This is a genomic window from Bradyrhizobium sp. SZCCHNR1015 (assembly GCF_032489875.1).
Taxonomy (GTDB): domain Bacteria; phylum Pseudomonadota; class Alphaproteobacteria; order Rhizobiales; family Xanthobacteraceae; genus Bradyrhizobium.
On record NZ_JAUEYW010000001.1, the window covers coordinates 737,021 to 749,636 of the forward strand.

Here is a 12,616-nt window from a genome sequence, read left to right on the forward strand (position 1 = left end):
CTAGAACACGGCAGGATGCGACAACGGACGGACGCGACGATGAGCCACAGCGAGACCGTGATCAACGTCATCAACCCGAACATGACGGTGACGATGACCGAATTGATCGCCAAGGCGGCCCAGGCCAGCGCAAGCCCGTCGACGCGGATCGTCGGCCGCACCGCGCGGTTCGGCGCCGCCTCGATCGAGGGGCACTACGACGAGGCGATTGCCGCGGTCGGCATGCTCAAGGAGGTCGAAGCCGGCGACGCCGAGGGCTGCCACGCCCATGTGATCGCCTGCTTCGGCGATCCCGGCCTGCTCGCCGCGCGCGAATTGTCGGGCGTGCCGGTGCTCGGCATCGCGGAAGCCGCGATGCATGCGGCGAGCTTCGTCGCCACCCATTTCAGCATCGTGACCACGCTGTCGCGCACCAAGGTGATCGCGGAGCACCTCGTGCGCAACTACGGCATGGAGCAGCATTGCCGCAAGGTGCGCGCGGTCGACGTCGCCGTGCTCGATCTCGACAAGCCCGAGGCCAATGTGCGCGGCACGCTGCTCGGCGAATGCCGGGCGGCGCTGCGCGAGGACGGGATCGGCGCCATCGTGCTCGGCTGCGCCGGCATGGCCGATCTGGCGCGCGATCTCTCGACCGAGCTCGGCATTCCCGTGATCGACGGCGTCGCCGCCGCCGTGCGCTTCGCCGAGGCGCTGGTCGGGCTGGGGCTGAAGACGTCGAAACACGGCGATCTCGCGTTTCCGCTGCCGAAGTCGCGGAAGACGCTCTGAGTTCAACTCGTAGCCTGCCCATCCGGGGAGTTCCGAAACGCCGACCGACGCTCCACATTGGGATCAACCCATGGAGCCCTCGATGTCCGATCTGTCCACCCTCTCCTCGCTCTCATCAGCGCTTTCGACGACCGTCGCCGCGGTCGCACCGTCTCTGGTCTCGGTCCACTCGCACCGCTTGCGCGCCTCCGGCTTCGTCTGGAAATCAGGCCTTATCGTCACCGCCGATGAGGCGCTGGCCGATGAAGGCGACGTCACTATCGTCTTCGCCGACGGCACCACACGTCCCGCCGGGATGGCAGGCCGCGATCACACCACCGACATCGCCCTGCTCCGCTTCGATGGCGGCGCGGCGGCGCCAGTCAAACTCTCCGGCGAGGTGCCCGCGCTCGGCTCGCTCGCGGTCATCGCCGCCGCCGACCAGGGCGCGCCGGTCGCAGCGCTCGCCATGGTCTCGAAATCCGCCGGCCCGTGGCGCAGCCTGCGCGGCGGCGACATCGATGCGCGGATCGAGCTCGACACCCGGCTGCGCCACAGCTCCGAAGGCGGCCTCGTGCTCGACGCTGCAGGCCACGCGATCGGCATGGCCGTGCGGGGCCCGCGCCGCACGCTCGTCATTCCCGCGACCACGATCGAACGGGTCGCGGGCAAGCTCGAGACGCATGGTCGCATCGCGCGCGGCTATCTCGGCGCCGGCCTGCAGCCGGTCCGGCTCGACGACGGATTCGGTGCGATGATCATGAGCCTCGACAAGAGCGGCCCGGCCGCTGCCGCCGGCCTGCGCCAGGGTGACGTCATCACCGCTCTCAACAAGGAGCCGTTCAGGGGCATGCGTGCGATGATGCGCGAACTCGGTCCGGACAGCGTCGGCGCCGTCGTCGAGGTCGCAGCGCTGCGTGCCGGCGAGCCGGTGCAGTTCGCCCTGACCATCGGCGAGAGGCCGGCGTGAGCGAGGAGGCGCGCGGGCCGATCAGGATCGCAATCGCGATCGACGATGCCGAGCTCGCCGACCGGCTGGCGGCGCTGCTCGGCAATGTCACGGGCCTGACGCTGGTCGCCCCCGGCGAGAGCGCCGACGTCGCGATCGCGCCATTGCATGGCAGTGATGAGACGCACAGCGGCGACGACAGGATCGACGGCCAGGCGATCGATGATTTTCAGCTCACCGCGCGCGAGCGCGACGTGCTGGCGCTGATGGCCGAGGGCCGCTCCAACAAGGAGATCGCCCGCAGCCTCGGCATCTCCGTGCATACCGCGAAATTCCACGTCGGCTCGCTGCTCGACAAGCTCGACGCCACCGGGCGAACGGATGCGGTGGCGCACGCGGCAAGGCGCGGCATCATCGAGCTGTGAGCAGCCCCGAGTTTTGGAGGGAACTCTCTCCCCACGTCATTCCGGGGCGCCCGCAGGGCGAGCCCGGAATCCATCGGGCGACAGAACCAGAGGCAAGATGGATTCCGGGCTCATCGCTGCGCGATGCCCCGGAATGACGGCTGACAACGGAGCCAGCCTCACGCCTTCTTCTTCACGTCCTTGACGTTGGAGAACACGATGCCCTCCGCGCGCTCCTTGGTATAGCCGAGATAGAACTCGTTCTTGGCCAGGAACACGGGGTCGCCATCGACGTCGTCGGCGACGCCGGAATTGTTGGCGGCGATGAACGCCTCGAGCTTCTTCTTGTCGTCGCAGGAGATCCAGCGCGCCAGCGAGAACTCGGAGATCTCGAACTCGACCGGCAGTGAATATTCCGCATCGAGCCGCGCCTTGAGCACGTCGAGCTGCAGCGGTCCGACCACGCCGACCAGCGCCGGCGCGCCATCGCGCGGACGGAACACCTGCACGACGCCCTCCTCCGACATCTGCTGCAAGGCTTCCTTCAGCTTCTTGGCTTTCATCGCATCGGTGAGACGGACGCGGCGAACGATTTCCGGGGCGAAGCTCGGCACGCCGACGAAGGTCAGGTCCTCGCCCTCGGTCAGGGTGTCGCCGATGCGCAGGCTACCGTGGTTGGGAATGCCGACGACGTCGCCGGCGAAGGCCTCGTCCGCGACCGAGCGGTCCTGCGCGAAAAAGAATTGCGGGCTCGACAGCGGCATGGTCTTGCCGGTGCGCACCAGCTTGGCCTTCATGCCGCGGTTGAGCTTGCCCGAGCACAGCCGCGCGAACGCAATGCGGTCGCGATGGTTCGGGTCCATGTTCGCCTGGATCTTGAAGACGAAGGCGCTCATGCGCGGCTCGGCGGCGTCGACCTTGCGCAGGTTGGACTCCTGCGCGCGCGGCGACGGCGCGTAGCGGCCGAGACCTTCCAGGAGATCGCCGACGCCGAAATTGCGCAGCGCGCTGCCGAAATAGACCGGCGTCAGATGGCCCTCGCGGAACGCCTCCAGGTCGAACGGCTTGCAGGCTTCCTTGACCAGCTCAAGCTCGTCGGTGATCTGGCCCATGTCGAGATTGGCGTTGAGCTTGCCGAGCTCGGAGATCGCGATCTGCTGTGCCGCGCCGGTCTTGGCGCCACCGCCTTCGAGCAGGCGCACGCCGCCGTCTCTGACGTCATAGGTGCCGATGAAGTCGCGGCCGCGGCCCACGGGCCAGGTCATCGGCGTAGTGTCGAGCGCCAGCGTCTTCTCGATCTCGTCCAGGAGATCGAACGTGTCGCGGCTCTCGCGGTCCATCTTGTTGATGAAGGTGATGATCGGGATGTCGCGCAGGCGGCAGACCTCGAACAGCTTGCGCGTGCGCGCCTCGATGCCCTTGGCGGCGTCGATCACCATGACGGCGGAGTCGACTGCGGTCAGCGTGCGATACGTGTCCTCGCTGAAGTCCTCATGGCCCGGCGTGTCCAGCAGGTTGAAGACGAGGCCCTCGAACTCGAAGGTCATCACCGACGTGACGACCGAGATGCCACGCTCGCGCTCGATCTTCATCCAGTCCGAGCGGGTGTTGCGGCGCTCGCCCTTGGCCTTGACCTGGCCGGCGAGGTTGATGGCGCCGCCGAACAGCAAGAGCTTCTCGGTCAGCGTGGTCTTGCCGGCGTCCGGATGCGAGATGATGGCGAAGGTGCGCCGGCGCGCGACCTCGTCGGACAGAGGCGAGCGGGACGGCTGTTCGGTCGTGACGGCAGTATCGGACATGAGGCGGCGGACGTCGTTTTGAGGCCGGAGAGCGGCGATGTACGGGAAAGGCGCGGGCTCACGGCCGCCGCGCGCCCTCCATATAGGCGTTTTGCACCGCAACTCCAACCGGGGAGTTACCCGGCGGCTGATGGGCACGCCGGGGCTGGCTCCCCGGCCCGCCGCCGTCCTTCGAGACGCGCGCCAGGCGGCGCGCTCCTCAGGACGAGGTCTGATTGTGCAGCGAAATCTGCCGCCGCGGTCGAATCCCGCCCCTCATGGTGAGGAGCGCCGCCCTTGCGGGGCGTCTCGAACCATGAGGCCCCAACGTTTCAGGACGGTCCCGCCGTCTTTAGTGCCTGAGCACCGACACCAGCCAGAAGCTCAGTGCCGCTACGATGGCCGAGGCCGGAATCGTGAAGATCCAGGCATAGACGATCGATCCGGCGACGTTCCAGCGCACCGCCGAGGCGCGGCGGGCGGCGCCGACGCCGACGATGGCACCGGTGATGGTGTGGGTGGTCGAGACGGGCACGCCGAGGAACGTCGCCAGGAACAGCGTGATGGCGCCGCCGGTCTCGGCGCAGAAGCCCTGCATCGGATTCAGCTTGGTGATGCGCAGGCCCATGGTCCGGACGATGCGCCAGCCGCCCATCAGCGTGCCCAGCGCCATCGCGGCCTGGCACGACAGCACCACCCAGAACGGCACCGTGAACTGCTCGCCGAGATGGCCCTGCGAGTACAACAGCACCGCGATGATGCCCATCGTCTTCTGCGCGTCGTTGCCGCCGTGGCCGAGCGAATACAGCGAGGCCGAAGCGAATTGCAGGATGCGGAAGGCCCGGTCCACGGCAAACGGCGTCGAGCGCACCGAGGCCCAGGACACGATCGCAACCAGGATCATCGCCAGCACCAGCCCGACCAGCGGCGACAGCACGATCGCGAGCACGGTCTTGGACAGGCCGCTCCACACGGTGGCCGAGATGCCGGCCTTGGCGACCCCTGCCCCGACCAGGCCGCCGATCAGCGCGTGCGAGCTCGACGACGGAATGCCGGCCGCCCAGGTGACCAGGTTCCAGACGATCGCGCCGACCAGGGCCGCGAAGATCACGTGGGCGTCGACGATCGCGGGATCGATGATCCCGGTGCCGATGGTCTGCGCGACATGCAGTCCGAACACGCTGAACGCCACGAAATTGAAGAACGCGGCCCAGAACACCGCATATTGCGGCCGGAGCACGCGGGTCGAGACGATGGTCGCGATCGAGTTGGCGGCGTCGTGCAGGCCGTTCAGGAAATCGAAGGCGAGTGCGACGGCGATGAGGCCAACCAGGATCGGAAGGCCGAGTTGAGCGTCCACGGCGCGGCCCTACCCTAGACCTGTTCGATCATGATCGAATTGATCTCGTTGGCGACGTCGTCGAAGCGGTCGGCGACCTTCTCCAGATGGTCGTAGATCTCGGCGCCGACGATGAAGTCCATCGTGTTGGCGTTACGGTGCTTGAGGAATAGCTCCTTCAGCCCGATGTCGTGGAGGTCGTCGACCCGGCCCTCGAGCTTGGTCATCTCCTCGGTGATCGCGGTGATCATCGGCACGTTCTGGCCGATCGCCTGCAGCAGCGGCAGCGCCTTCCCGATCAGATTGGCGCAATCGACCAGCAAGGTGCCCATCTCGCGCATGGTCGGCTCGAACTCCTTGACCTCGAACAGCACCACGGCCTTGGCGGTCTGCTGCATCTGGTCGATGGCGTCGTCCATCGAGGTGATCAGGTTCTTGATGTCGCCGCGGTCGAACGGGGTGATGAAGGTGCGGCGGACCGCGGTCAGCACCTCCCGCGTGATGTTGTCGGCCTCGTTCTCGAGCTGGCTGACGCGCTGGCAGTGCCTGAGGATGTCGTCGCCGCCCTTAAGCATGTCCTGCAGCGCATGCGCGCCTTGGATCACCACCTTGTTGTGGCGGGCGAACAAATCGAAAAACCGCTCCTCCCGCGGGAGAACGGCGCGAAACCAGTGCAGCATGGGACGAGATCCATCCATTCCGAAACGGGCCAGGGCCGGCCCGTCACAGAACTGTCATACTCCGGATCGCGCACCAGCAGAAGCGGTGGCCGGTTCATCCACCGCTTTCTGCCCTTTCGACGATCTCTTTACAGATCAATAGCTTAGAGGGATCGCTTGAACAGATGGGCGATTTCTCCGACCACGCCGCGGCGGAAGGTGAGCACGCAGGCGACGAAGATGCCGCCCTGGATCACCGTCACCCACTGGCCGAAGCCGGACAGATATTGCTGCATGCCGACGATCACGAAGGCGCCGACGACGGGGCCGAACACGGTGCCGAGCCCGCCGACCAGGGTCATGAGCACGATCTGGCCGGACATCCCGACCTCGACGTCGGTCAGCGAGGCATTCTGGGCGACGAACACCTTCAGCGCACCGGCGAGGCCAGCCAGCGTCCCCGACAGGATGAAGGCGAGCAGCTTGTACTGGTCGGTCTTATAGCCCAGCGAGATCGCCCGCTGCTCGTTCTCGCGGATCGACTTCAGCACCTCGCCGAACGGCGAGTTGATGGTGCGGAAGATCAGCAGGAAGCCGGCGAGGAAGCCGGCCAGCACGACGTAATACAGCACCGTCGGCTTGGACAGGTCGAGGATGCCGAACATCCGCCCCTGCGGAATGCCCTGGATACCGTCCTCGCCATGGGTGAACGGCGCCTGCAGATAGATGAAGTACAAGAGCTGCGACAGCGCCAGGGTGATCATCGCGAAATAGATGCCCTGCCGGCGGATCGAGATGTAGCCGGTGATCACCGACAGGACGAACGATCCGGCAACGCCCGTGAGGATGCCGAGCTCGGGCGGCAGCCCCCACACTTTCAACGCGTGGGCGCTGCAATAGCCGGCCGTTCCCAGGAACATCGCGTGGCCGAACGACAACAGGCCGCCATAGCCGATCAGGAGGTTGAAGGCGCAGGCGAGCAGCGCGAAGCACAGCGCCTGCATGACGAAGAACGGGTACAGCCCGGTCCACGGCACGATCGCCAGCAGCGCTGCCATGATGACGAACACGATCATCTCGTCGCGCATCGCGCGCGGGGTGATCGGCAGGGTCGCGTCGGTGATGGATGTCATGTCAGGCCGCCCGTCCGGTCAGACCCGTCGGCTTCACCAGCAGCACCAGGACCATCAGAACGAAGACCACGGTGTTGGAAGCCTCGGGGTAGAAATACTTTGTCAGTCCCTCGATCACGCCGAGCAGGAAGCCGGTGATGATCGAGCCCATGATCGAACCCATGCCGCCGATCACAACCACCGCGAACACCACGATGATGATGTGCTCGCCCATCAGCGGCCGCACCTGGTTGATCGGCGCCGACAGCACGCCGGCCAGCGCCGCAAGCCCGACGCCGAGGCCGTAGGTCAGCGTGATCATGCGCGGGACGTTGATGCCGAAGGCCCGCACCAAGGTCGGGTTCTCGGTGGCTGCGCGCAGGTAGGCGCCGAGCCGGGTGCGCTCGATCAGGAACCAGGTCGCCAGGCAGACGACCAGGGAGAAGACGACGACCCAGCCGCGATAGACCGGCAGATACATGAAGCCGAGGTTCATGCCGCCACGGAGCTGATCCGGGATCGCGTAAGGCAGGCCGGACGAGCCGAAGAAGTTCTGGAACACGCCCTGGATGATCAGCGCCAGTCCGAACGTCAGCAGCAGTCCGTAGAGATGGTCGAGCCCGGCAATCCACTGCAGCATGGTGCGCTCGAGGATCATGCCGAAGGCGCCGACGATGATCGGCGCCAGCAGCAGCGCCCACCAATAATTGATGCCGCCGAGGTTGAGCAGAAAATAGGCGCAGAACGCGCCCATCATGTAGAGCGCGCCATGGGCGAAGTTGATGATGTTGAGCATGCCGAAGATGACGGCAAGCCCGAGACTGAGCAGCGCGTAGAACGAGCCGTTGATCAGTCCGACCAGGAGCTGTGCGTAGAGGGCCTGCATCGTCTTGTTTCTGTTTTCTCTCGGCGTTTCCTAAAGACAGCGGTTCCGGCGGGATCAGCCGCCGGGACGGCAGCGGTTCACTTCTTCAACAAGGCGCACGCGCTCTTGTCGAGCGGTGTGAAGGCCTGGTCGCCCGGTACCGAGCCGACCAGCTTGTAGAGATCCCACGGGCCCTTGGACTCCGAGGGCTTCTTGACCTCGAACAGATACGCAGTGTGGATGGTGCGGCCGTTCGGCTGGATCTCGCCCTTGCCGAACAGCGCATCGTCGGTCGGGATCGATTTCATCTTGTCGACGATCTTGACGCCGTCATGCGGGTTCTCGCCGAGCGCCTCCAACGCCTTGAAGTAATGCATCAAGCCGGCATAGACGCCCGCCTGCACCATGGTCGGCGGCGCGCCGTTCTTCATCCGTTTGGCAAAGCGGTCCGAGAACGCGCGGGTCTGGTCGTTCATGTCCCAGTAGAAGGTCTCGGTGAAGTTGAGGCCCTGCGCGATGTCGAGCCCGATCGACTTGACGTCGGTCAGGAACAACAGCAGCGCCGCGAGCTTCTGGCCGCCCTTCGTGATGCCGAACTCGGCCGCCTGCTTGATCGAATTGGTGGTGTCGCCGCCGGCATTGGCGAGGCCGATGACCTTGGCGTTCGACGACTGCGCCTGCAGCAGGAAGGAAGAGAAGTCGGAGGTGTTGAGCGGGTGCTTGACGCTGCCGATCACCTTGCCGCCATTGGCGGTCACGACCGCCGTGGTGTCGCGCTCCAGCGCCGCGCCGAAGGCGTAGTCGGCGGTCAGGAAATACCAGGTCGAGCCGCCCGCCTTGACCAGCGCCTGGCCGGTGGTGTGCGCGAGCATGTAGGTGTCGTAGGTCCAGTGCACCGTATTGGGCGAGCACTGCGCGTTGGTGAGATCCGAGGTCGCAGCGCCCGAATTGATGTAGACGCCGTTCTTTTCCTTGACGACGTTGTTCACCGCCAGCGCCACGCCCGAGTTCGGCACGTCGACGATGACGTCGACCTTGTCGACGTCGAACCACTGCCGCGCGATCGAGGTGCCGATGTCCGGCTTGTTCTGGTGGTCGCCGGAGATGACGTCGATCTTCCAGCCCTTCGCGGTGAGACCGGAATCCTCGATCGCCATCTGCGCCGCGAGCGTCGAGCCGGGACCGCCCAGATCGGCATAAAGACCCGACTGATCGGACAGCGCGCCGATCTTGACGGTCTTGTCGCCGGCCGAAGCGACGCTGCCAGCGGCGAGCGTGAGTGCCGTTCCCAGCAGCAGCGACGCGATGAATTTGCTCTTCATTTCCAACTTCCAGAACTTTCCAAGAAACTGCCGAGAAGACTGCCAAGAAAACCGTAAGAAAACCGCGGAAGGAAACTCCCAGGTCGGCTTCGCCGGCGCCGGTCAGACGCCGAGATAAGTATGCAGCTTGTCCATGTTGGCCGACAGATCGGCATTGGCGAAGCCGTCGATGACCTTGCCGTGCTCGACCACGTAGTAGCGGTCAGCGACCGTCGAGGCGAAACGGAAGTTCTGCTCGACGAGGAGAATCGTGAAGCCCTCCTTCTTCAGCCGCGCGATGGTGTGGCCGATCTGCTGGATGATCACGGGCGCGAGACCCTCGGTCGGCTCGTCCAGCATCAGGAAGCTGGCGCCGGTGCGCAGGATGCGCGCGATCGCCAGCATCTGCTGCTCGCCGCCGGACAGCTTGGTGCCCTGGCTCTTCAGCCGCTCCTTCAAATTCGGGAACAGCTCGAAGATCTGATCGAGCGTCAGCCCGCCCGGCCGCACCACCGGCGGCAGCAGCAGGTTCTCGCGCACGTCGAGACTCGCGAAGATGCCGCGCTCCTCCGGGCACAGCGCAATGCCGAGCCGCGCGATCCTGTCCGAGGTCATGCGGATCAGCTGCTGGCCGTTGAACTGAACCGAGCCGGTGCGCTTGCCGATGATCCCCATGATCGACTTCAGCGTCGTGGTCTTGCCGGCGCCGTTGCGCCCGAGCAGGGTGACCACCTCGCCAGCATTCACATTGAAGTTCATGCCATGGAGAATGTGGGATTCGCCGTACCAGCTCTCGAGGTTGTTGACGTCGAGAATGGTGCTGGTCGCAGCCGCCGCGCCTGGCTTCGTGGCCGTCATCACCTCAGGCATGTCCGGCTCCCAGATAGGCTTCCTTGACGCGCTCGTCCTTGGAGAGCTCCGAATACGGCCCTTCCGTCAGCACCTGCCCGCGCGTCAGCACGGTGATGGTGTCGGAGAGGTTGGCGACGACGCTGAGATTATGCTCGACCATCAGGATCGTGTATTTGGCGGAGATGCGCTTGATCAGCGCGGCGATCTTGTCGATGTCCTCGTGGCCCATGCCGGCCATCGGCTCGTCCAGCAGCATCATCTCCGGATCGAGCGCCAGCGTGGTCGCGATCTCCAGCGCGCGCTTGCGTCCATAGGGCATTTCGACCGCCGGAATATTGGCGAACTCGCTCAGGCCCACGTCGTTGAGCAGCTCGAGCGCCCGGCCGTTGAAGCGGTTCAGAACGCTCTTGGAGCGCCAGAAGTCGAACGACGAGCCATGCTGCCGCTGCAGAGCGACGCGGACGTTCTCCAACGCGGTCAGATGCGGAAACACGGCCGAAATCTGGAACGAGCGGACCAGGCCAAGCCTTGCCACGTCGGCCGGCGCCGTCGCTGTAATGTCCTGACCCTTATAGAGAATCTTGCCGGCAGACGGCGTCAGGAACTTCGTCAGCAGATTGAAGCACGTGGTCTTGCCGGCCCCGTTCGGGCCGATCAGCGCGTGAATGGTGCCCCGGCGGATCTTGAGCGAAACATCGCGAACGGCAAAAAATCCCGCGAATTCCTTCGTCAATCCGTGGGTCTCGAGAATGAACTCGTCAGCCAAAGATTCCCCCCAAGCCGGCGCCTTCAGCGCCTGGCCCTCGCTTCTTCCTGTACGACGGCTCTGCTGGACGGCTGGACGATTCCTCGCCGCCACCCGCGACCGCTTCGCGGCGGAATATGCCGTCAATCGAGTGAGTTAGGCAAGGCGGAAAGCTGGGCAACGACGTCGCAAGGCGGCCGGCGGACCTTGCGTTGAAATCTGCCGGTATTTCCCGTTGACATAGAATATCATGCCACCGGCATTTTCCCGCACGCGCGCAGCGATCGCCGGCTCCAACTACTTCGCGGCCTTCACGTCCCTGGCGTAGAGATCCGGCTTGAAGCCCACCACGCGCCGGCCGCCGAGATCGAGCACCGGGCGCTTGATCATCGACGGCTGCGCCAGCATCAGCGCGATCGCCCTGCTCTCGGTGAGTCCGTCCTTGTCCGCGTCGGGCAACTTCTTGAACGTCGTGCCGGCGCGGTTGAGCAGCACCTCCCAGCCGAGTTCGTCGCTCCACGCCTTGAGTTTAGCCTTGTCGATTCCGGCGGTCTTGTAGTCGTGGAATTCGTAAGCGACGCCGTGATCGTCGAGCCAGGCGCGCGCCTTCTTCATCGTGTCGCAGTTCTTGATTCCGTAGATCGTGATGCTCATGCCACGCGTCCTCAAACAATCGTGTCCGACGGTGATGGATGTCCCACGTTGCGACAATCGGCCCTGCATTTTGCAGTGCGATTCACCCGCTTTTGATGCGGCGGAGGCCACGCGTTCCGCGGTCGGAATTCACTCCGACCTTTGCCACGAAACTGTCGGCTGAGCATTACATTTTCTTCGCATCCCCGGCGTATCTGGCCCACGAACAGGAGACCGCGATGGGCAAGATCATGGTACGTTGTCCGCAGACCGGCCGCAGCATCGAGACGGGGATGGAAATGGACGCTGCGCGCTTTCAGCGCATGCCCGTGTTCTTCTCGCGCGCCTACTGCCCGCACTGCCGCATCTACCATGAATGGTTCGCCGCCCATGCCTGGGTCGAGGAGATCAGCGACCGCGAGCGGGTTGCGCTGGCCTGACCTGACCCGCGAAAGGAAACGGCCCGCGCGATCGACCCTACCCACGCCACTGCTGCGGACGTCGCTCCAACGCACCCGTCCGCTGGAGATCTCCCTGGAGCAGGCGAAACGCGATCGGGTGCTCAATCGTCTTTCGGATCGCCTTTCAACGGCGTGTTGGAATCGCCCGGCATCAGGCAAGGACACAGCTCTGTAAACTTGAAATCGGCCTCGCCCGCGGCGCGGTCGAAGCGCAGCACGACATCGAAGCGTTTGCCGGACCAGTGGGTCGGCAACTGGCCTTCATTGCTCACCGGCAGCCGCGGCAGGATGTCGGAGATGATCGCCTTGTGCTCCCACGCCACCAGCACGGTGCCGGACAGCGGTAGCAGGGCTTCGACCAGCGCCGCCTCCTGCCCCTTCGCAAAGGACGTGTTCGGCTTGTCGAGCCCGATGCGCGCCGCGAGCTCGAGCACCGTCTCGTACGGCCGGCGGCTCGGGTCGGAGCCGTCCTTGGTGCTGTCGGGATCGGCGGCATAGACCGCCTGCGGTGTCGGATAGTCCGTGCCGCCCAGCCCGCTGCCGAACAGCGCGGTCCAGGCCCCTGCCCGCTCCCAGCCGAAGATCACCAGCGACTTCGAATCCGGCTTGCCCGTGTGGGTCAGGCCCGGGCCTGTCGTGTCGCCGTCAGGCTTCTCGGCATGACGGATGATCAGCAGCGTCAGCGCGTTCATCGGCAACCCTCTCGGGCGGCATCATACGGCCATCACACGGAATTGCTACTTGAGATTGCAATCGTGAGAACGCAACATG

14 protein-coding genes are annotated in these 12,616 nt (G+C 65.1%); 4 read left to right on the forward strand and 10 right to left on the reverse strand.

Annotated features, from left to right (window positions below; all coding sequences use genetic code 11):
- The first annotated feature begins 39 nt into the window (after positions 1-39).
- The 3 genes from QX128_RS03405 to QX128_RS03415 all read left to right on the forward strand — a co-directional run bounded on the left by QX128_RS03405 (position 40) and on the right by QX128_RS03415 (position 2,121).
- Positions 40-768 (forward strand): aspartate/glutamate racemase family protein, encoded by a 729-nt coding sequence (locus QX128_RS03405; RefSeq protein ID WP_316236656.1) that lies wholly within the window; start codon positions 40-42, stop codon positions 766-768.
- Positions 769-850: 82 nt separating this feature from the next.
- Positions 851-1,717, forward strand: coding sequence for a S1C family serine protease (locus tag QX128_RS03410; protein WP_316236657.1), 867 nt, complete (start codon positions 851-853; stop codon positions 1,715-1,717).
- Positions 1,714-2,121 (forward strand): response regulator transcription factor, encoded by a 408-nt coding sequence (locus QX128_RS03415; protein WP_316180981.1) that lies wholly within the window; start codon positions 1,714-1,716, stop codon positions 2,119-2,121. Before QX128_RS03410 ends, QX128_RS03415 begins: the two co-directional genes overlap by 4 nt.
- Before the next feature lie 158 nt (positions 2,122-2,279).
- On the opposite strand, the gene QX128_RS03420 is transcribed toward QX128_RS03415, so the two are convergent.
- The 9 genes from QX128_RS03420 to QX128_RS03460 all read right to left on the reverse strand — a co-directional run bounded on the left by QX128_RS03420 (position 2,280) and on the right by QX128_RS03460 (position 11,405).
- Positions 2,280-3,899, reverse strand: a complete 1,620-nt coding sequence (locus QX128_RS03420; protein ID WP_316236658.1) for a peptide chain release factor 3 — start codon at positions 3,897-3,899, stop codon at positions 2,280-2,282.
- Positions 3,900-4,230: 331 nt separating this feature from the next.
- Complete coding sequence (locus QX128_RS03425; protein ID WP_315800345.1) at positions 4,231-5,238, reverse strand: anion permease; 1,008 nt, start codon at positions 5,236-5,238, stop codon at positions 4,231-4,233.
- Between the two features lie 14 nt (positions 5,239-5,252).
- Positions 5,253-5,897: a DUF47 domain-containing protein gene (locus QX128_RS03430; protein WP_315800346.1), complete on the reverse strand. Its 645-nt coding sequence runs from the start codon at positions 5,895-5,897 to the stop codon at positions 5,253-5,255.
- Between the two features lie 143 nt (positions 5,898-6,040).
- A complete protein-coding gene (locus QX128_RS03435; protein WP_315800347.1) occupies positions 6,041-7,009 on the reverse strand; it encodes a branched-chain amino acid ABC transporter permease in 969 nt (322 codons plus the stop codon).
- A 1-nt stretch (position 7,010) separates the two neighbouring features.
- A complete protein-coding gene (locus QX128_RS03440) occupies positions 7,011-7,874 on the reverse strand; it encodes a branched-chain amino acid ABC transporter permease (protein WP_316236659.1) in 864 nt (287 codons plus the stop codon).
- A 77-nt stretch (positions 7,875-7,951) separates the two neighbouring features.
- A complete protein-coding gene (locus QX128_RS03445; RefSeq protein WP_316236660.1) occupies positions 7,952-9,175 on the reverse strand; it encodes an ABC transporter substrate-binding protein in 1,224 nt (407 codons plus the stop codon).
- A gap of 102 nt (positions 9,176-9,277) precedes the next feature.
- Positions 9,278-10,024, reverse strand: coding sequence for an ABC transporter ATP-binding protein (locus tag QX128_RS03450; protein WP_315800350.1), 747 nt, complete (start codon positions 10,022-10,024; stop codon positions 9,278-9,280).
- Positions 10,017-10,772, reverse strand: coding sequence for an ABC transporter ATP-binding protein (locus QX128_RS03455; protein WP_315800351.1), 756 nt, complete (start codon positions 10,770-10,772; stop codon positions 10,017-10,019). The genes QX128_RS03450 and QX128_RS03455 overlap by 8 nt, the downstream gene beginning before the upstream one ends.
- A gap of 276 nt (positions 10,773-11,048) precedes the next feature.
- Positions 11,049-11,405 (reverse strand): ArsC family reductase, encoded by a 357-nt coding sequence (locus QX128_RS03460; RefSeq protein WP_316236661.1) that lies wholly within the window; start codon positions 11,403-11,405, stop codon positions 11,049-11,051.
- A 218-nt stretch (positions 11,406-11,623) separates the two neighbouring features.
- On the opposite strand from QX128_RS03460, the gene QX128_RS03465 reads away from it, so the two are divergent.
- On the forward strand, positions 11,624-11,824 hold the full coding sequence (locus tag QX128_RS03465; RefSeq protein WP_315800353.1) for a hypothetical protein: 201 nt from the start codon (positions 11,624-11,626) through the stop codon (positions 11,822-11,824).
- Positions 11,825-11,946: 122 nt separating this feature from the next.
- On the opposite strand, the gene QX128_RS03470 is transcribed toward QX128_RS03465, so the two are convergent.
- A complete protein-coding gene (locus tag QX128_RS03470) occupies positions 11,947-12,537 on the reverse strand; it encodes a histidine phosphatase family protein (protein ID WP_316236662.1) in 591 nt (196 codons plus the stop codon).
- Between the last annotated feature and the right edge of the window lie 79 nt (positions 12,538-12,616).